Source organism: Citrobacter sp. Cpo074, from assembly GCF_030332745.1.
Taxonomy (GTDB): domain Bacteria; phylum Pseudomonadota; class Gammaproteobacteria; order Enterobacterales; family Enterobacteriaceae; genus Citrobacter; species Citrobacter portucalensis.
Genome location: NZ_JAOWHG010000011.1, coordinates 106,996 through 125,923, shown reverse-complemented (window position 1 = coordinate 125,923; position 18,928 = coordinate 106,996). Strand labels below are relative to the sequence as shown.

Here is an 18,928-nt window from a genome sequence, read left to right as displayed (position 1 = left end):
GTCAGTGGAGGCGCATTATAGGGAGTTATTTCAGGCTGACAAGGGGAAATTTAAAATAATCTTCCGAGTGCGTATTTTTTCATCAAAACCACTTAAACTGACAGTTTTTCGAGCGTTTTAAAGCCATAGCGCTGTAGCACAGGCAATAATTGTTCAGCTTCTGTCGTCATTGCCATACAAAATGCAACGTTCTCATCGGTTGATTTCGCATCTGGTGCTTCATGCTCTAACAACCAGGCCGTGCGGCGCGCTATCGCGGCACCAGAATCCACCAGTCTCGTCCCCTCGGGAAGGACCTGTAAAAGTTCTTCCTGTAATAGAGGGAAATGAGTGCAACCGAGCACTACTGTGTCAGGTGGTTCAGACATCCGCAGCCACGGACGCAGAATACGCCGCAGCTCTTCCAGAGAAACTGTTTCACCGTGCAGCTTCGCTTCCGCAAGTTCCACCAGCTCAGCAGAACCCAACATTGCAATTTGGCATTCGTTAGCGAATCGCGCAATCAGCTCATGGGTATACGACCGCTTCACCGTTGCACGTGTAGCCAGTAGCCCCACAACACCGTTCGCCGTGAGTCGCGCTGCCGGTTTAATCGCAGGCACCACGCCCACAACCGGGAATGCAAATTTCTCACGTAACGCAGGGAGCGACACCGTGCTTGCTGTATTACACGCGATGACCGCAAGAGAGAGGGGATAGCGCTGCTGGACCGCAGTCACAATCTCAACAACACGCTCGACGATAAACTCCTCGCTCTTCTCTCCATAAGGAAAAGCGACGTTGTCGAAAGCGTAGATATAGTGGAGATCCGGCAGAAGACGCCGGATCTCGTCATAGACCGACAACCCACCGACGCCGGAATCAAACACCAGCACGGTGGGACGGGGATCAGAATGTGTAGCTGCCAGACAAGGTGTATTCCCGTCCTGCAGTTGCGTAGCCATAAACTGTCTCGTAATCTTTATCGAACAGGTTGGCGATTTTACCACGAACTGTCAGCTGTGAGGTGATTGGATATGACACTCCGATATCCCACAAGCTGACGCCGCCCAATTTAACATCACGATTATTGTCATAATCATTATCGTAACGTTCACCTATATATTGATAAGCAACGTTCCACCCCAAGTCCTGAACCTGCCCAGTTAACTCATACTTAACCTGCTGTTTTGCTCGGCGATAGAGTACCTTATTCGTATCATCATCCCGCGGGTCAACATACTGTAGCGTCAGGTGATGATCTACTGGGCCAGTCGTAACATTCCCAGTCCATTCCAGCCCTTTAATCGTGGCTGACTTAACGTTGACATACTGGTTATTCTTGTAATCGATCAGGTTTTGAATTTCATAATGATATGCAGAAAGACGCCAATCAAGCGGCCCTGTCAATCCATCAATCCCTGCTTCCCACTGTTTAGATTCTTCCGGTTTCAAATTCGGGTTGGCTGCAATACCCGGCCCATAGGAAGAGGCAAAACGCGTAGCCCCGTATTGCTGACCAAGTGAAGGAGCCAGGAAACCTGTGCCATAAGAGAGCGTTGCACGGTAGCCATCAACAAACTCCCAGCCTGCAGCAGTCTGCCAGGTGCCATGCCAGCCGAATTGTTCATCATGATCTTCACGGCCTGAGGCTTCCAGCGTGACGCTATCAATTTGTTGTTGCCCAGTTAGATAAAGTCCGGTCGTATCACGTTTATAAGCGTCCGATTTCGTGGTACTACTGGAAGTCAGCTTTTCTTGTTTCCAGTCGACACCACCGCTAATCGCTCCATGCCCAACCTCAACGTTATTTCCCCACTGAATATAGCGCTGTTCCATATTATCCAGCGTAGCATCCCCCGCATAACGACCGAGTTGATTGCTATAGTTGTAATCTTTGAGATGCTGGTAGTTAGCAATCAGTTGGGCGGAATAGATACCTGAGCTGTAACGAAGGCCGGAATCCCAGGACTGAGTGTAATTCTGAGCTTCGTCATTACCGCCAGCATAGCCATAAGAGCCCTGATCGTAATCGCTATTCGCCGTGTAGCCGTAACCACGGAAGAAACCGGAGAAGTTATCGTTAAACTTGTGCTGCAAGCCGCCCCAGAACAGTTTGTTGCGATAACCATCGCGATCGCTGTCACCGCTGTAAGGGGAATCAGGTTGAATGTTAAAACCTTTGGTCGTCTGGTAAGCGCCAGCCGCCGTCACCATCGTGTCACCAAATCGTTTATTTATCGTGCCGTCGTAGGTCTGATAACCATCAGTCCCCATACCTGCGTTGATCTGTGATTTCTCTTCATTACTCATCGTAATGATGTTCATCACACCACCGATCGCACCAGATCCGTACACAGCTGAACGCGGCCCGCGAATATATTCAACACGTTGCACCAACGATACCGGAATCTGACCAATATCAATCGCATTACCGATGCCTGCACGCGCCATCGGCACGCCATCAATCAATACCAGGACATGCCGGGACTCAGTACCGCGAACATACAGCGAGGAGCTTTTCCCCATACCGCCGCTTTGCGAAATATCTACGCCCGGCAATCGGCGCATGACATCATTGAGATCTTTTGACTGCCAGCGCTGAATATCTTCACGCGTCACCACATCAGTGGGGGCAAGGACAGTATTAACAGGCTGCTGAAAACGGTTGGCAGTAACAACGAGAGTATCTGGGCTAGTATCCTGTGCCCAACCAGAAAATGCCGTGACGGAAAGTGCCGTGCACAGCAACGATTTTTTAATCATTGTAAAGCATCCACAATATAAGAAGGATGCCGCAGGTCCCACCGATAGTACGCGATGATGAAAGCCAGATGCGACGTTAGCCGGCAGGTCTTCGGGCTTGGAGGCAACTTAAAGAGACGATGACTTCCCACGGCATGCCGCAGTGTCTGCACCAGGTGCGCTCATCCCCTACCTTCCTTACCGCTGCGCGTCAGCTCCAGATTCACACTGGATTCCCTTTTAACTCACAGGACCGGAAAACGGATGCTACAGTTTGTTACAACCCACTGTCCAGACTGCGTATCACAATATCGGAAATCATCAATGACTGGACATCTGATGAGCAATCCCTACAATCCCCGCGTACTTTTATTTTTCAGGACGCATCATGACCCCCGAACACCTTCCGACAGAACAGTACGACGCACAGTTAGCTGAAAAAGTGGTGCGTCTGCAGAGCTTAATGACGCCATTTTATGCACAGGCTCCGGAAGTGTTTCGCTCACCGGTCAGCCACTACCGTATGCGCGCGGAATTCCGTCTGTGGCATGACGGTGATGATCTGTACCACATCATGTTCGACAGCCAGACCAAAAACCGTATCCGTGTCGACAGCTTCCCGGCAGCCAGTGAGCTTATCAACACGCTGATGACGGCAATGATCGAAGGCGTTCGCAACAACCACGTCCTGCGTCACAAACTGTTTCAGATTGATTACCTCACAACCCTGAGCGATCAGGCGGTGGTATCGATGCTGTACCATAAAAAGCTGGATGATGAATGGCGTCAGGAAGCTGAAACGCTGCGGGATGCGCTACGGGCGAAAAACCTGAATGTGCATCTGATTGGCCGGGCAACCAAAACCAAAATCGAGCTGGATCAGGACTACATTGACGAACGCCTGCCGGTTGCGGGTAAAGAGATTATCTATCGCCAGGTTGAGAACAGCTTCACCCAGCCGAACGCCGCCATGAATATTCAGATGCTGGAGTGGGCGATTGATGTCACCAGGGGCTCAAAAGGCGACCTGCTGGAGCTGTATTGCGGCAATGGCAATTTCTCGCTAGCCCTGGCACAAAACTTCAACCGCGTACTGGCGACGGAAATCGCCAAGCCGTCCGTTGCTGCTGCACAGTACAACATTGCGGCTAACCAGATTGAAAACGTACAAATAATCCGCATGGCGGCCGAAGAGTTTACTCAGGCGATGAACGGCGTTCGCGAGTTCAACCGTTTGCAGGGAATCGATCTGAAGAGTTACCAGTGTGAAACTATCTTCGTTGACCCACCGCGCAGCGGTCTGGACAGCGAAACGGAGAAAATGGTGCAGGCGTATCCGCGCATTCTGTACATCTCCTGCAATCCGGAGACGCTGTGTAAAAACCTGGAAACGTTAAGCCAGACGCACAATGTTTCACGTCTGGCGCTATTCGATCAGTTCCCGTATACGCACCATATGGAGTGCGGCGTACTGTTAACCAAGAAGTAAGACAGAACGTAGGCTGGATAAGCACTACCTGTTCAGATTGCCGGATAGCGGCTTTGCCTTATCCGGCCTACCGCTACAACTGTTACTCCGCAATTTCCTGTTTACGGTTACGGACTTTAAAGCCGATCCAGAACACCAGAATCACAGACAGTACCGCCGGGAAGAAGTTAGAGCCGATATCCGGATATTCAGCGCGTACCACGGTGCTGTACAGCAAAACGCCGAGGATAAAGCAGGCGGCAGCCAGGCCCGGCAATCCCACAGGCATGGTGCGGTTCTGATAGCGTTGATGCAGACAATACACCGTCAGCACCAACGAAATGATCGGGAATACTGAGAATGGCACAATGGAGCTAAACAGCGCCGCAAATGTACCATTGATCGATAAGCCAGCAACCAGCGCCAGCAGCAGCGTACCTTTATCTTGACCTGACTGTTTCATTGCTTGTCCTTCTCGTTACTCGGAGTGGTGCGTCATCTTCTCTTGTTCACGGCGGTACCAATAAAATGCGCCTTTCGCGATCATGCGTAGTTGCAATACCAGCCGCTCTTCCAGCTGTCGGCGCTGTTCAGCGCCAACATCCAGTGCTTCTGCCCCGGCGCTGAACACAATGGTTACCATGGCTTCGGCTTGCGCTTCAGTAAACGCACGAGGCATATGGTTTTCGAGTTCCAGATAGTCCGCAAGTTCCGCGATGAAGTGCTGAATTTCACGAGCGACCGCTGCACGAAACGCTGCGGATGTCCCCGAACGCTCGCGCAATAATAAACGGAAGGCGTTGGGATTGTTGCCGATGAACTCCATAAATGTTGAGACCGAGGTGCGGATCACACTCCCGCCCTTCGCGATACGCTGGCGCGCCTGGCGCATCAACTGACGCAGCATCAGACCGCTCTCGTCCACCATCGTCAGGCCGAGTTCATCCACATCGCGGAAATGGCGATAAAACGAGGTTGGCGCAATGCCCGCTTCACGAGCAACTTCGCGTAAACTGAGGCTGGCAAAACTACGCTCAGCGCTGAGTTGACTAAATGCGGCTTCTACCAGCGAACGCCGGGTTTTCTCTTTTTGTTGCGCTCTAACGCCCATCACGATGTCTGAATCCTTCCACATACCTTGCTGGCACTATACCAGAGATTAGGCGGTTGGCATGGCTTTGTGAATGATTGTTTACGCGCAGTTTGTGCTTCGACTTCGCAAAAAAGCACAACGATAATTGGGTTATCTCAACAACGATGTTACTATTCTGTTGCTTTTATGTATAAGAACAGGTAAGCCTGACCATGTCACATTCTTACGATTACGATGCAATAGTAATAGGTTCCGGTCCCGGCGGCGAAGGCGCGGCAATGGGTCTGGTTAAGCAAGGAGCGCGCGTCGCGGTAATTGAGCGCTATCATAATGTCGGCGGAGGTTGTACCCACTGGGGCACCATCCCGTCGAAAGCTCTCCGCCACGCCGTCAGCCGCATTATTGAATTCAATCAGAACCCACTGTACAGCGACCACTCCCGACTCCTTCGTTCTTCTTTCGCCGATATTCTCAACCACGCTGATAACGTTATTAATCAGCAAACGCGTATGCGGCAAGGATTTTACGAGCGCAACCACTGCGAAATTTTGCAGGGAAATGCCCGTTTTGTTGATGAACACACGATCGCCCTGGAATGTCACGACGGTACGGTGGAAACGCTGACTGCGGATAAGTTTGTTATTGCCTGCGGTTCGCGTCCTTATCGCCCTGTTGATGTCGACTTTTCGCATCCCCGGGTTTACGACAGTGACTCTATCCTGAGCCTGCACCACGAACCCCGTCATGTGCTGATTTATGGCGCAGGGGTCATTGGCTGTGAATATGCGTCGATTTTCCGTGGAATGGACGTCAAAGTTGATTTAATCAACACCCGCGATCGTCTGCTGGCATTCCTCGATCAGGAGATGTCCGACTCGCTCTCTTACCACTTCTGGAACAGCGGTGTGGTCATTCGCCACAACGAAGAGTATGAGAAGATTGAAGGTTGCGATGACGGCGTCATCATGCACCTGAAGTCCGGTAAGAAACTGAAGGCCGACTGCCTGCTGTACGCCAATGGCCGTACCGGTAATACCGATTCGCTGGCGCTGGAAAACATTGGTCTGAAAACCGACAGCCGCGGGCAGCTCAAAGTGAATAGCATGTACCAGACGGCGCTGCCGCATGTGTACGCAGTAGGGGATGTAATTGGTTATCCGAGCCTGGCATCGGCGGCCTACGACCAGGGACGCATTGCCGCCCAGGCACTGGTAAAAGGCGAGGCCACCGCGCATCTGATCGAAGATATCCCAACCGGGATTTACACCATTCCGGAAATCAGCTCCGTTGGTAAAACCGAACAGCAGCTCACGGCAATGAAAGTTCCATACGAGGTTGGCCGTGCCCAGTTTAAGCATCTGGCACGTGCACAAATCGTGGGTATGAGTGTCGGAACGCTGAAGATCCTGTTCCATCGCGAAACCAAAGAGATTTTGGGGATCCACTGCTTTGGGGAGCGCGCGGCCGAAATTATTCACATCGGACAAGCGATAATGGAGCAAAAAGGTGGTGGTAACACTATCGAGTACTTCGTTAACACCACCTTTAACTACCCAACCATGGCAGAAGCCTATCGGGTAGCGGCGCTAAATGGCTTAAACCGCCTGTTTTAACGCACTGTCGAAATGGCCATCCATTGATCCACGGATGGCCTCTGCCAGCTGTTCATAACGGCTGCGCAGCGGCGAACCAGGACGGTACACCAGACCAATCGTACGACGCGGTTCGGGTTTAATGCATGGCAGATAAACGACACCATCACGCTTACGCTCCGGTGGAACGGCCAGCGCAGGCAGTAAGGTAATACCACTGCCTGCCGCCACCATGTTACGCAGCGTTTCCAGACTGGTTGCCCGAAAATGGGTATCTTCATCAGCACCCGCTTCAAAGCAGAAACCCATCGCCTGATCGCGCAGACAGTGGCCATCTTCCAGCATCAGCAGTTTTTCACCCGCCAGATCGGACATCGGTACACAGTCACGGTTTGCCCATGGGTGATCTTCATAGATCGCCAGCATCATAGGCTCATCAAATAACGGTACTTCGATGAACGCCTCACTCTCTTTGACCAGCGCCAGAATGACGCAGTCGAGCTTGCCGCTATCCAGTTGCGCCAACAGCTGATGTGTCTGCGCTTCATGGAGATACATCTCCAGTTTTGGGAAGGTCTGGTGCAACATCGGAATAATATGCGGCAGCAGGTATGGCCCCACCGTTGGGATCAAACCAATATGCAGCGGGCCAGACATTGTCTCGCCTTGTTGGCTTGCCATCTCCTTGAGCACTTTGACCTCGCGCAGCACGGTGCGCGCCTGATCCACCAGCAGCAAACCGGCCTGGGTGAACAGCACCTTGCGACTCGTACGCTCCAGCAACATGACGCCAAGCTCATCTTCCAGCTTGCGGATCTGCCCGCTCAGCGTTGGTTGGCTAACGTGACAGGAGTCTGCCGCTCGTCGGAAGTGACGATGTTCGGCTAGTGCCACCAGGTATTCAAGATCACGAATATTCATTATTCATCCTCCATCGCCACGATAGTTCGTAGCGATAGGTAGCATAGCAACGAACGATTATCCCTATCAAGCTTTCTGTTTAATAATGCACCACAGAAACGGAACGGTACCCCTTTAACCCTTGAAGCTACTGTCCGTTTGAGAGTTTCTCTCATACTCGAAATAACTAAAGCCAACGTGAACTTTTGCGGACCTTGAGTCCGCATTTTTTTTGCATAAAAAAAGCCCGGCGTCGCAAAGCTCGGCCGGGTTATGGTTTGGTAGGCCTGATAAGCGTAGCGCCATCAGGCAGAACGGCGCACAGTGCCGGATGGCGGCTTCGCCTTATCCGACCTACAGGCGTGCCTTCGCGTAGTCGATCGCCTGCGCAACCTGCTGCGGCGACACGCCACCTTTCGCTGCACGTTTATCCAGACACGATTGCAACGAGAGGATCGGGTAAACGTCATCGCCAATCACCTGGCTGAACTTTTGTAAGTCGGCAAGCGACAGCGCTTCCAGCGGTTTGCCCTGACGAATCGCCTCGACCACCGTTTCCCCCACAATATGGTGCGCTTCGCGGAACGGGACGCCTTTCGCCACCAGATAATCCGCCAGCTCAGTGGCGTTTGCATAACCCTGCTGCGCCGCTTCCTGGCAACGCGGACGTTTCACCTGGATTCCATCCAGCACCAGCGCGGCCATATGCAGACAGTCCAGCCAGGTGTCGAGCGCGTCGAACAGCCCTTCTTTGTCTTCCTGCATATCTTTGTTGTATGCCAGTGGAAGGCCTTTTAAAGTCATCATCATGCCGGTCAGCGCACCCTGCACGCGACCGCATTTGCCACGGATCAGCTCCAGCGCATCCGGGTTTTTCTTCTGCGGCATCAGAGATGAACCGGAAGTCACACGGTCGGAGAGTTCAACAAAGCCCGCTTCGCCGGTGTTAAAGAAAATCAGATCTTCAGCAAAACGCGACAGGTGTACCATGCCGATAGAGGCATCGGAGAGTAACTCCAGCACGTGGTCACGGTCAGAAACGCTGTCCAGGCTGTTGCGCGTTGCCGAGGCAAAGCCCAACCAACCCGCCAACTGCTCGCGATCGATTTCATACGCCGTACCCGCCAGCGCGCCGCAGCCTAACGGACTGACGTCCAGGCGTTTGAGCGCATCCTGCAAACGGCTCTCGTCACGCGCCAACATTTCAACATAGGCCAGACACCAGTGAGCAAACGTCACCGGCTGCGCACGTTGCAGGTGGGTGTAACCCGGCATGACGGCGTCCTGGTTATTCTCCGCCGTCACCACCAGCGCAGTTTGCAACTGACGATTGGCCGACAGTAATTCGATAACCGTGTCTTTACACCACAGCTTAAGGTCGGTCGCGACCTGGTCATTACGGCTACGCCCGGTATGCAGTTTTTTACCAAGCTGGCCGACTTTATCAATCAGCTGACCTTCCACCCAACTGTGAATATCTTCGGCATCGCTTTGCAAAATCTGCTGAGGATTCGCGCGAACTTCTTCCAGCAGGTTATTCAGCGCCTCTTCCAACTGCAGCTGTTCATCGGCAGTCAGTACACCTACCGTTACCAACGCTTTGGACCAGGCCACAGAGCCAACAATATCCTGTTCTGCCAGGCGGTAGTCAAAACGCAACGAGTCGTTGAACTGTTTGAACCGCTGATCTGCTGCCTGTGTAAAACGCCCACCCCAAAGTGCCATAACGAATTTCCTTAATATGATATTTTTGCCCGGTGGCGCTGCGCTTACCGGGCCTACAAAACCCACGTAGGCCGGATAAGGCGAAGCCGCCATCCGGCACATTAATAGTTAAGCCAGAATACGCGTACCAATTGGCGTGCCGTTAAACAGCGCCGGAAGTTGCTCTGCATGACGCCAGGAGGCGATATCCACCGGACGGCCCAGCGTACGCGCGGCATCCAGCGCTGCATTCACCTTCACGATCATGCCATCGGTAATAATGCCCTGTTCAATCAGCTGTTCCGCTTTCGCCGCGGTCATTTCGGCAATGCGCTGGCCTTTGCCATCCAGAATACCGCTCACATCAGAGAGCAGGATCAGATCCGCACCCAGCGTTGCCGCCAGCGCCGTTGCAGCCTGATCGGCATTCACGTTCATCAGCAGACCATCATCAGTGACACCAATAGAGCTCACTACCGGCAGAAAACCGCTTTCCAGCAGCGTGTTAATCAGCTTAGGCGAACCCGGCTGCGCCAGTCCAACATGACCCAGTTCTTTATCGAGCGGCGTCACTTTTACGCTGTCGCCATCGCCAAGATACAGACCAACAGACGCGATGTGATGCTTTTTCGCCCAGGCCAGCAAGGTTTTATTCGCCGTTCCCGCCAGGGCACCGGTAATAATGTCAATTTGATCGGCAGGCGTGACGCGCAGACCATTTTTCTTTTTCACCGGCAGATTCAGCTGCTTCATCAGCTCGTCGACCACGCAGCCGCCGCCGTGCACAATGACCAGCGGACGCTGGTGCGACTCACGATAATTCACCAGTGCGGTAAACAGACGCTCCAGCGCCTCTTCGCTATCCAGTAAAACGCCGCCCAGCTTGATAATTAATGGATTCATTGTTGCACCCTTAAATAAGAGACTGCGTTTGGGCAAAGCCAAAACGAATATTTGCGCACTGCATCGCCTGTGACGCCGCGCCTTTCAATAAGTTGTCTTCCGTCGCCACAACGATCAAATGCTCACCCTGCACAGCAAACCCGATATCACAGAATGGTAATCCAACCACATTCTTCAGCGCTGGAACCCCTTTGTCATACAGACGCACCAGCGGTTTATCGCCATACGCCTGTTGCAGCGTCTGAGCCACCTGAGCATGAGTTACGCCCGCTTTAAGGCGGCAAGTGATAGTTTCCAGAATTCCGCGCGGGAAGTTGCCCAGATGTGGGGTGAAAATCACTTCAGCCCCCAGATGAGTGGCGATTTCCGGCTGGTGACGATGGGTAAACACGCCATACGGTTGCAGGCTTACTTCGCAAAAACTATTAGAGATAGCCGCTTTACGGCCCGCGCCGCTCACGCCGCTGGTCGCATTAATTACCGGCCACTGGCTGAGATCCAACAGCCCGGCGTCAATCAGTGGTTTCAGCGAAAGCTGCGCCGCCGTCGGGTAACAACCCGGCACAGCAATCAGATTCGCTTCTTTCAGTTGGTCTTCGTTCCATTCCGCCAGCCCGTAAACTGCCTGCTCCAGCAGATCGGGATGCTGATGGGTAAAACCATAATATTTTTCATAGAACGCGCCGTCATTTACGCGAAACGCGCCAGAGAGGTCAAACACCACGCAACCGGCCTGCAAAAACTGCGGAGCCAGGTCATGACTTACCTCATGAGCCGTTGCGAGGAACACAACATCCACCCCTGCGCTAAACTCGCTGATATCTGACATTGGCTGCAACGGTAAATCGACAATGCCTTTCAACTGCGGATGCAAATCGGAGATTAATTTTCCTGCATCATTGCTTTGCGCTGAGACGGTCAAAGCGGTTATGGTCATATCAGGATGGCGATTTACATAGGTCACAAGCTCTGCGCCGGCATAGCCACTGGCGCCCACAATCAGCGTATTCAACATCGGGGCTGCTCACCTTCTTAGATTCTGTTGCCAGGTATAAGCCTTTATCACCTCACCTTACACTTGGTGGGTTTTATTACGCTCAACGTTAATGTATTTTTATTCACAAATACTGCATGAATATTGATACTATCATGACCCGAGGTGTGTCAACAATGAAAAACAATTTACCGCCATTTATCGAGATTTACCGCGCTCTGATTGCCACGCCATCGATTAGCGCTACCGAAGAAGCGCTCGATCAAAGCAATGCAGGTTTAATCACTCTGTTGGCGGGCTGGTTTAAAGATTTAGGCTTCAATGTGGAGGTCCAGCCGGTTCCCGATACGCGGAATAAATTCAATATGCTGGCGAGCATTGGACAGGGCTCTGGTGGTCTGTTGTTGGCGGGCCATACCGATACCGTACCCTTTGACGACGGACGCTGGACGCGCGATCCGTTCACCCTGACCGAGCATGACAATAAGCTCTATGGTTTGGGTACGGCGGACATGAAAGGCTTCTTCGCCTTTATCCTCGACGCGTTGCGTGATGTCGACGTCACGAAGCTGAAAAAGCCCCTCTACATTCTGGCCACTGCTGACGAAGAGACCAGCATGGCGGGAGCTCGCTACTTCTCTGAAACCACTGCTCTGCGCCCAGACTGCGCGATTATTGGCGAACCCACTTCACTGCAACCGGTTCGCGCACACAAAGGTCATATCTCTAATGCGATACGCATTCTGGGACAATCGGGTCATTCAAGCGATCCGGCGCGTGGCGTTAATGCGATTGAACTGATGCATGATGCCATCGGCCATATCATGCATCTGCGCGATGATCTGAAAGCGCGCTATCACCATGATGCCTTTACCGTCCCGTATCCAACGTTAAATTTGGGCCACATCCACGGCGGCGACGCCGCCAACCGAATCTGCGCCTGCTGCGAACTGCATATGGATATTCGCCCGCTACCGGGTATGACGCTAAACGATCTCAATGGGTTACTTAACGAAGCGCTGGCCCCTGTCAGCGAACGCTGGCCGGGTCGCCTGACCATATCGGAACTGCATCCACCGATTCCAGGCTATGAGTGTCCACCTGACCATCAACTGGTAGAGGTGGTTGAGAAACTGCTGGGCGCACAGACTGAAGTGGTGAACTACTGCACCGAAGCGCCATTTATCCAGACGCTTTGCCCGACGCTGGTATTGGGTCCAGGTTCTATTAATCAGGCGCATCAGCCGGATGAATATCTGGAAACGCGCTTTATTAAGCCAACTCGCGAATTAATCACCCAGGTTGTGCATCATTTCTGCTGGCATTAACTGCTTGTCACCCCGCTAATCCTTTAGTGGTAAGCGGGGTGATTTTTTAACATTTCCATAAGCAACGCTTATTTGATTGGATGTGAATTAAATAACGTAAATTCACGGCATTTATTCGTTTGCTGAACCGATTTCGCAGCAATTGACGTCACGTGTTTTACGTGGCTTTATAAAAGACGGCTAAAAAGTTAAGTCCGCAAGATTTCGCGTGATAGTCAGGCGTGAAAGATACAGGACATATTCAAAATAGATGGGGTGTCTGGGTTAATATGAACGAACAATATTCCGCGTTGCGTAGTAATGTCAGTATGCTCGGCAAAGTGCTGGGAGAGACCATCAAGGATGCGCTGGGAGAGAACATTCTTGATCGCGTAGAAACAATTCGTAAGCTGTCCAAATCATCTCGCGCTGGCAATGAAGTTAATCGCCAGGAATTGCTCACCACACTGCAAAATCTGTCTAACGACGAGCTGCTGCCGGTTGCCCGCGCATTTAGCCAGTTCCTGAACCTGGCCAACACCGCCGAGCAATACCACAGCATTTCGCCAAAAGGCGAAGCAGCCAGCAACCCGGAAGTGATTGCTCGCACTCTGCGTAAACTGAAAGAGCAGCCCAACCTCAATGACGCCACCATCAAGAAAGCCGTAGAATCACTCTCTCTGGAGCTGGTACTCACCGCCCACCCGACCGAGATCACTCGTCGTACGCTGATCCATAAAATGGGTGAAGTGAACGCCTGCCTCAAGCAGCTTGATAACAAAGACCTCGTCGATTATGAACGCAACCAACTGATGCGCCGTCTGCGTCAGCTCATTGCCCAGTCCTGGCATACGGATGAGATCCGCAAGCTGCGCCCAAGCCCGGTTGATGAAGCCAAATGGGGTTTCGCGGTAGTTGAAAACAGCCTGTGGGAAGGTGTACCGAACTACCTGCGTGAGCTGAATGAACAACTGGAAGAGCATCTGGGTTATAAGCTGCCGGTTGATTTTGTTCCGGTTCGATTTACTTCCTGGATGGGCGGTGACCGTGATGGTAACCCGAACGTAACGGCAGATATCACCCGTCACGTGCTGCTGCTCAGCCGCTGGAAAGCGACAGACCTGTTCCTGAAAGACATCCAGTTTCTGATTTCTGAGCTGTCGATGGTGGATGCCACGCCGGAGCTGATGGCGCTGGTAGGCGAAGAAGGTGCAGCTGAACCTTATCGCTATCTGATGAAAACCCTGCGTTCTCGTCTGATGGCAACCCAGGCCTGGCTTGAAGCCCGTCTGAAAGGCGAGAAATTGCCGAAACCAGCGGGACTTCTCACCCAAAACGAACAGCTTTGGGACCCGCTATACGCGTGCTACCAGTCTCTGCAGGCCTGTGGCATGGGTATTATCGCCAATGGCGAATTGCTCGACACCCTTAGGCGCGTGAAGTGTTTCGGTGTACCGCTGGTGCGTATTGATATTCGTCAGGAAAGCACCCGTCATACTGAAGCCCTGGGCGAACTGACCCGTTATCTGGGCATTGGCGACTACGAAAACTGGTCGGAAGCGGATAAACAGGCTTTCCTGATCCGCGAACTGAATTCCAAGCGTCCGCTCCTGCCGCGTAACTGGGAACCGAGCAACGACACCCGTGAAGTGCTCGACACCTGTCGGGTCATTGCCGAAGCCCCATATGGCTCCATTGCCGCCTATGTTATCTCGATGGCGAAAACTCCGTCGGATGTGCTGGCCGTGCATCTGCTGCTGAAAGAAGCCGGAATTGGTTTTGCTATGCCGGTCGCTCCGCTATTTGAAACGCTGGACGACCTCAACAATGCCGATGACGTCATGTCTCAACTTTTAAATATCGACTGGTACCGCGGCTTTATTCAGGGCAAACAGATGGTCATGATTGGCTATTCTGATTCCGCAAAAGACGCGGGCGTGATGGCGGCCTCCTGGGCGCAATACCAGGCTCAGGACGCGCTAATCAAAACCTGCGAAAAAGCCGGTATCGAACTGACGCTTTTCCACGGTCGCGGTGGTTCCATTGGTCGCGGCGGCGCGCCTGCACATGCGGCGCTACTCTCTCAACCGCCGGGCAGCCTGAAAGGCGGTCTGCGCGTGACAGAACAAGGGGAGATGATCCGCTTTAAGTACGGCCTGCCGGAAGTGACCATCAGCAGCCTGTCGCTGTATACCGGAGCAATTCTGGAGGCCAACCTGTTACCACCGCCAGAACCGAAAGATAGCTGGCGTCATATCATGGATGAGCTTTCCGATATTTCCTGCGAGCTCTATCGTGGATATGTGCGTGAAAACAAAGACTTCGTCCCTTATTTCCGCTCAGCGACACCGGAGCAGGAACTGGGTAAACTCCCGCTCGGTTCACGTCCGGCAAAACGCCGTCCGACCGGCGGGGTAGAGTCTCTGCGCGCCATTCCGTGGATCTTCGCCTGGACGCAGAACCGCCTGATGCTCCCGGCCTGGTTGGGTGCAGGTACCGCGCTGCAAAAAGTGGTTGAAGACGGCAAGCAAAGCGAACTTGAAGCCATGTGCCGCGACTGGCCATTCTTCTCCACACGCCTTGGCATGCTGGAAATGGTTTTCGCGAAAGCAGACCTGTGGCTGGCAGAGTATTACGATCAGCGCCTGGTCAAAAAAGATCTGTGGCCGCTGGGTGCAGAGCTACGCCAACGCCTGGCAGCAGATATCGATGTCGTACTGGCGATTGCCAACGACTCGCATTTGATGGCCGACCTGCCGTGGATTGCCGAGTCCATTCAGTTAAGGAATGTTTATACTGACCCACTGAACGTCTTACAGGCAGAGCTGTTACACCGCTCACGCCAGGCAGAAGAACAGGGCAATGCACCGGACCCACGCGTGGAACAAGCATTGATGGTCACAATCGCTGGTGTCGCCGCTGGTATGCGTAATACTGGCTAACGTCCCTCCCCCCGTCGCCTTCGTGCTATTGTACGAAGGCGACAGCAAAAACCACTGTTACAACCACTTCATTTTCAATATATTTCCCCTCGAACATATTCACCACGTGAATATAACAACGGCAAAACACGATCCTAAGATCGTGATGCTTCAGTTCCTCTTAATGTTTAGGTGCTAATCTTGGCGCTACAATTAAAGACAGGCTCATACTATGCAATCCTTACAACTCCAGTCTAAACCCGTATTTAGCTGGAAAGCCCTGGGTTGGGCGCTCCTCTATTTTTGGTTCTTTTCTTCGTTACTGCAGGCCGTTATCTATTTTAGCGGCTACAGCGGATCTACCGGTTTACGCGACTCCTTGCTGTTTAGTTCGCTGTGGTTGATTCCGGTATTCTTATTTCCAAACCGTATCCGCATTATTGCTGCCGTGATAGGCGTGGTGTTATGGGCGGCCTCGCTGGCTGCTCTGAGCTATTACGTCATCTACGGGCAAGAGTTCTCGCAAAGCGTTCTGTACGTAATGTTTGAAACCAATGCGAACGAAGCCAGCGAATATCTGAGCCAATATTTCAGCCTGAAGATTGTCTTAATTGCGCTGGCCTATACAGCTGTGGCAATTCTGCTATGGACACGTCTGCGTCCTGTGCATATTCCATCACCCTGGCGCTATCTGGTGTCGTTTGCACTGTTATACGGATTGATTCTGCATCCGATGACAGTGAACACGTTTATCAAACATAAGCCGTTTGAAAAAACGTTGGATGGTCTCGCCTCACGCATGGAGCCTGCCGCACCGTGGCAGTTCATCTCCGGTTATTATCAGTATCGTCAGCAGTTGACCGCACTGAACAGCCTGCTGAATGAGAACAATGCCCTACCGCCGTTGGCCAACTTTAAAGACAGCTCAGGTGATGCACCGCGTACGCTGGTACTGGTGATTGGCGAATCAACGCAACGTGGCCGCATGAGCCTGTACGGTTACCCACGCGAAACAACGCCTGAACTGGATGCGCTGCATAAATCCGATCCTAACTTCACCGTGTTCAATAATGTCGTGACCTCCCGTCCGTACACCATTGAAATCCTGCAGCAGGCGCTGACCTTTGCCAACGAGAAGAACCCGGATCTGTATCTGACTCAGCCGTCCCTGATGAACATGATGAAACAGGCAGGTTATAAAACCTTCTGGATCACCAATCAGCAGACGATGACCGCCCGCAACACCATGCTGACGGTGTTCTCTAAGCAGACGGATAAACAGTTCTATATGAACCAGCAGCGTACCCAAAGTGCGCGCGAATATGACAGCAACGTGCTGGCGCCATTTAAAGAAGTACTGGCTGACCCTGCACCGAAAAAGTTCATCATCGTTCACCTGCTGGGTACGCATATTAAGTACAAATTCCGTTACCCGGATGGTCAGGGTAAGTTCGACAATAATATCGACAATGTGCCCGCTGGCCTGAGTAACGATGAGCTGGAAGCTTACAACGATTACGACAGCGCGAATGTCTACAATGACCATATCATTGCCAGTCTGATCAAAGACTATAAAGCGACCGATCCGAACGGCTTCCTGCTGTACTTCTCCGATCATGGGGAAGAGGTATACGATACGCCGCCGCATAAAACGCAGGGTCGTAATGAAGACAATCCAACGCGTCATATGTATACGGTGCCGTTCCTGCTGTGGACCTCGGAAAAATGGCAGGCTGCACACCCGCGTGACTTCTCACAGGATGTGAATCGTAAATACAGCAGCTCAGAGCTTATCCACACCTGGTCTGATTTAGCGGGCTTCACCTATGATGGTTTCGATCCAACTCGTGCCATTACCAGCCCACAGTTCAAAGAGACGACCCGCTGGATTGGCAACCCGTACAAAAAGAATGCCCTGATTGATTACGATACCCTGCCTTACGGCGATCAAATCGGTAATCAGTAACAGTCTGCCGGATGCGCTACGCTTATCCGGCCTACAGCTCGCAAAGACTTGTAGGCCGGATAAGGCATTAGCCGCCATCCGGCAATAATCACTTGAGGGCGATTGTTTTCAACGTTACTGTTTCCCTGTCTGCTGCCTGCAAGGGATTAACATGTATCACGACATCAGCCACCTGCTCTCTCGCCTGATCAACGGCCCCACACCGCTGCGGCAGATTTACTTTGCCAGCACCAGTAGCTCAACGCCGGAACTGGCGTATCAGGTCGATTTTCCCCGACTGGAGATTGTGCTGGAAGGTGAATTCACCGATAACGGTGTTGCTGGTGCATCCGCGACGTTACAGCCTTGCGATGCCTTGTTCGTTCCGGCTGGTGGCTGGAACTTTCCACAGTGGCTCACACCGGTGACCACACTCAGTATCTTATTTGGCAAACAGCAACTGGGTTTTAGCATCGTTCAGTGGGACGGTAAGCAATATCAAAACCTTACCCGCCAGCACGTCGCGCGGCGTGGACCGCGTATTGGCTCATTCCTGCTGCAAACGCTCAATGAAATGCAGATGCAGCCGCAGGAGCAGCAAACCGCCAGGCTAATCGTTGCAAGCTTACTGAGCCACTGCCGCGATCTGCTCGGCAGCCAGATCCAAACCGCATCACGCAGCCAGGCGCTTTTCGAAGCCATTCGCAACTATATTGACGAACGCTACGCTTCACCGCTCACCCGAGAATCCGTCGCGCAGGCGTTCTACATCTCACCCAATTATCTTTCCCACCTTTTTCAAAAAACGGGCGCTATCGGTTTTAACGAATACCTGAACCACACGCGACTGGAACACGCAAAAACGCTGTTGAAGGGTTACGAATTGAAGATTAAAGAGGTGGCGCACATTTGTGGGTTTGTTGACAGCAACTACTTCTGCCGCCTGTTTCGCAAAAATACAGAACGTTCACCATCAGAATACCGTCGGCAATACCACAGCCAATTGACGGAGAAAGAAGCTAATCCAGAGTAAGATGTGTGTGCTGTGGCGCTGAAAGCAGCTTTCGCACGGCGCTCATCACCCGCTGCGGCTCACGCAGAAATGCGCTAATGCCCGACTGAACGTATCGGCTCTGCGTAAAACGCTCTGCTCCTGCCAGTTCAATATCAGTAATGAGCAACACCACATCAGCGCGGTTAATATCCTCTTCCGTCAGGCGATTTTCAGTTCCCAATGCCCCTTGAGTTTCGATCTTGATGCTCCATTTTTCCTGCTGGCAGAGTTTCTCCAGCCGCTCAGCTGCCATATAGGTATGGGCTACGCCGCTTACGCACGCGGTGACAGCAACCAGATATCGTACAGGTGCGATGGTCATA

15 protein-coding genes and 1 riboswitch are annotated in these 18,928 nt (G+C 52.4%); of the genes, 6 read left to right on the top strand and 9 right to left on the bottom strand.

The genetic code is table 11. The features are described from left to right. Window positions 1–92 precede the first annotated feature (92 nt). Both murI and btuB read right to left on the bottom strand, forming a co-directional pair. Window positions 93–944 carry a glutamate racemase gene (gene murI / locus OGX83_RS00625; protein WP_286587221.1) on the bottom strand — a complete coding sequence of 284 codons (852 nt, stop codon included), beginning with the start codon at window positions 942–944 and terminating at the stop codon, window positions 93–95. Continuing rightward, a complete protein-coding gene (gene btuB, locus OGX83_RS00620) occupies window positions 889–2,745 on the bottom strand; it encodes a TonB-dependent vitamin B12 receptor BtuB (protein ID WP_032945649.1) in 1,857 nt (618 codons plus the stop codon). The genes murI and btuB overlap by 56 nt, the downstream gene beginning before the upstream one ends. Before the next feature lie 65 nt (window positions 2,746–2,810). After that, window positions 2,811–2,997, bottom strand: a riboswitch (cobalamin riboswitch). Between the two features lie 115 nt (window positions 2,998–3,112). On the opposite strand from btuB, the gene trmA reads away from it, so the two are divergent. Then, window positions 3,113–4,213, top strand: a complete 1,101-nt coding sequence (trmA, locus tag OGX83_RS00615; RefSeq protein ID WP_100271667.1) for a tRNA (uridine(54)-C5)-methyltransferase TrmA — start codon at window positions 3,113–3,115, stop codon at window positions 4,211–4,213. Between the two features lie 82 nt (window positions 4,214–4,295). On the opposite strand, the gene OGX83_RS00610 is transcribed toward trmA, so the two are convergent. Together OGX83_RS00610 and fabR are read right to left on the bottom strand one after the other, a co-directional pair. Then, a complete protein-coding gene (locus OGX83_RS00610; RefSeq protein WP_003825114.1) occupies window positions 4,296–4,655 on the bottom strand; it encodes a YijD family membrane protein in 360 nt (119 codons plus the stop codon). A 15-nt stretch (window positions 4,656–4,670) separates the two neighbouring features. Beyond that, the gene (gene fabR / locus OGX83_RS00605; protein ID WP_003028862.1) at window positions 4,671–5,306 is read right to left on the bottom strand and encodes an HTH-type transcriptional repressor FabR; all 636 of its coding nucleotides are present in this window, start codon (window positions 5,304–5,306) and stop codon (window positions 4,671–4,673) included. Between the two features lie 191 nt (window positions 5,307–5,497). Here fabR and sthA point away from each other — a divergent pair, with 191 nt between their 5' ends. Next, on the top strand, window positions 5,498–6,898 hold the full coding sequence (gene sthA / locus OGX83_RS00600) for a Si-specific NAD(P)(+) transhydrogenase (protein ID WP_003028860.1): 1,401 nt from the start codon (window positions 5,498–5,500) through the stop codon (window positions 6,896–6,898). On the opposite strand, the gene oxyR is transcribed toward sthA, so the two are convergent. From oxyR to argC, 4 genes are all read right to left on the bottom strand, one after another. Next, the gene (oxyR, locus tag OGX83_RS00595) at window positions 6,881–7,798 is read right to left on the bottom strand and encodes a DNA-binding transcriptional regulator OxyR (RefSeq protein ID WP_008787060.1); all 918 of its coding nucleotides are present in this window, start codon (window positions 7,796–7,798) and stop codon (window positions 6,881–6,883) included. The two genes, sthA and oxyR, sit on opposite strands and share 18 nt — an antisense overlap. Before the next feature lie 333 nt (window positions 7,799–8,131). Then, window positions 8,132–9,502: an argininosuccinate lyase gene (gene argH / locus OGX83_RS00590; RefSeq protein ID WP_286587220.1), complete on the bottom strand. Its 1,371-nt coding sequence runs from the start codon at window positions 9,500–9,502 to the stop codon at window positions 8,132–8,134. Between the two features lie 108 nt (window positions 9,503–9,610). Then, window positions 9,611–10,384 (bottom strand): acetylglutamate kinase, encoded by a 774-nt coding sequence (argB, locus tag OGX83_RS00585; RefSeq protein ID WP_003028854.1) that lies wholly within the window; start codon window positions 10,382–10,384, stop codon window positions 9,611–9,613. A gap of 10 nt (window positions 10,385–10,394) precedes the next feature. Further along, window positions 10,395–11,399 carry an N-acetyl-gamma-glutamyl-phosphate reductase gene (gene argC, locus OGX83_RS00580; RefSeq protein ID WP_008787057.1) on the bottom strand — a complete coding sequence of 335 codons (1,005 nt, stop codon included), beginning with the start codon at window positions 11,397–11,399 and terminating at the stop codon, window positions 10,395–10,397. A 155-nt stretch (window positions 11,400–11,554) separates the two neighbouring features. Between argC and argE the strand changes: the two genes are divergently transcribed. From argE to OGX83_RS00560, 4 genes are all read left to right on the top strand, one after another. Then, window positions 11,555–12,706: an acetylornithine deacetylase gene (argE, locus tag OGX83_RS00575; RefSeq protein ID WP_048215168.1), complete on the top strand. Its 1,152-nt coding sequence runs from the start codon at window positions 11,555–11,557 to the stop codon at window positions 12,704–12,706. A 269-nt stretch (window positions 12,707–12,975) separates the two neighbouring features. Continuing rightward, window positions 12,976–15,627: a phosphoenolpyruvate carboxylase gene (gene ppc / locus OGX83_RS00570; RefSeq protein WP_048237072.1), complete on the top strand. Its 2,652-nt coding sequence runs from the start codon at window positions 12,976–12,978 to the stop codon at window positions 15,625–15,627. 211 nt (window positions 15,628–15,838) lie between these two features. Further along, window positions 15,839–17,572 carry a phosphoethanolamine transferase CptA gene (locus OGX83_RS00565; protein ID WP_048237073.1) on the top strand — a complete coding sequence of 578 codons (1,734 nt, stop codon included), beginning with the start codon at window positions 15,839–15,841 and terminating at the stop codon, window positions 17,570–17,572. 151 nt (window positions 17,573–17,723) lie between these two features. Then, window positions 17,724–18,584, top strand: coding sequence for a helix-turn-helix transcriptional regulator (locus tag OGX83_RS00560; RefSeq protein WP_008787053.1), 861 nt, complete (start codon window positions 17,724–17,726; stop codon window positions 18,582–18,584). Here the strand turns inward: OGX83_RS00560 and OGX83_RS00555 are convergent. Next, window positions 18,571–18,927 carry a PTS fructose-like transporter subunit IIB gene (locus tag OGX83_RS00555; RefSeq protein WP_008787052.1) on the bottom strand — a complete coding sequence of 119 codons (357 nt, stop codon included), beginning with the start codon at window positions 18,925–18,927 and terminating at the stop codon, window positions 18,571–18,573. The genes OGX83_RS00560 and OGX83_RS00555 overlap by 14 nt on opposite strands. Between the last annotated feature and the right edge of the window lies 1 nt (window position 18,928).

Bases quoted from the DNA above. Each gene is read 5' to 3' on its own strand.
- OGX83_RS00610 (WP_003825114.1), bottom strand. From the start codon at position 4,655: ATGAAACAGTCAGGTCAAGATAAAGGTACGCTGCTGCTGGCGCTGGTT.
- sthA (WP_003028860.1), top strand. From the start codon at position 5,498: ATGTCACATTCTTACGATTACGATGCAATAGTAATAGGTTCCGGTCCC.
- btuB (WP_032945649.1), bottom strand. From the start codon at position 2,745: ATGATTAAAAAATCGTTGCTGTGCACGGCACTTTCCGTCACGGCATTT.
- argB (WP_003028854.1), bottom strand. From the start codon at position 10,384: ATGAATCCATTAATTATCAAGCTGGGCGGCGTTTTACTGGATAGCGAA.
- murI (WP_286587221.1), bottom strand. From the start codon at position 944: ATGGCTACGCAACTGCAGGACGGGAATACACCTTGTCTGGCAGCTACA.
- trmA (WP_100271667.1), top strand. From the start codon at position 3,113: ATGACCCCCGAACACCTTCCGACAGAACAGTACGACGCACAGTTAGCT.
- OGX83_RS00565 (WP_048237073.1), top strand. From the start codon at position 15,839: ATGCAATCCTTACAACTCCAGTCTAAACCCGTATTTAGCTGGAAAGCC.
- ppc (WP_048237072.1), top strand. From the start codon at position 12,976: ATGAACGAACAATATTCCGCGTTGCGTAGTAATGTCAGTATGCTCGGC.
- argH (WP_286587220.1), bottom strand. From the start codon at position 9,502: ATGGCACTTTGGGGTGGGCGTTTTACACAGGCAGCAGATCAGCGGTTC.
- OGX83_RS00555 (WP_008787052.1), bottom strand. From the start codon at position 18,927: ATGACCATCGCACCTGTACGATATCTGGTTGCTGTCACCGCGTGCGTA.
- oxyR (WP_008787060.1), bottom strand. From the start codon at position 7,798: ATGAATATTCGTGATCTTGAATACCTGGTGGCACTAGCCGAACATCGT.
- argC (WP_008787057.1), bottom strand. From the start codon at position 11,399: ATGTTGAATACGCTGATTGTGGGCGCCAGTGGCTATGCCGGCGCAGAG.
- OGX83_RS00560 (WP_008787053.1), top strand. From the start codon at position 17,724: ATGTATCACGACATCAGCCACCTGCTCTCTCGCCTGATCAACGGCCCC.
- argE (WP_048215168.1), top strand. From the start codon at position 11,555: ATGAAAAACAATTTACCGCCATTTATCGAGATTTACCGCGCTCTGATT.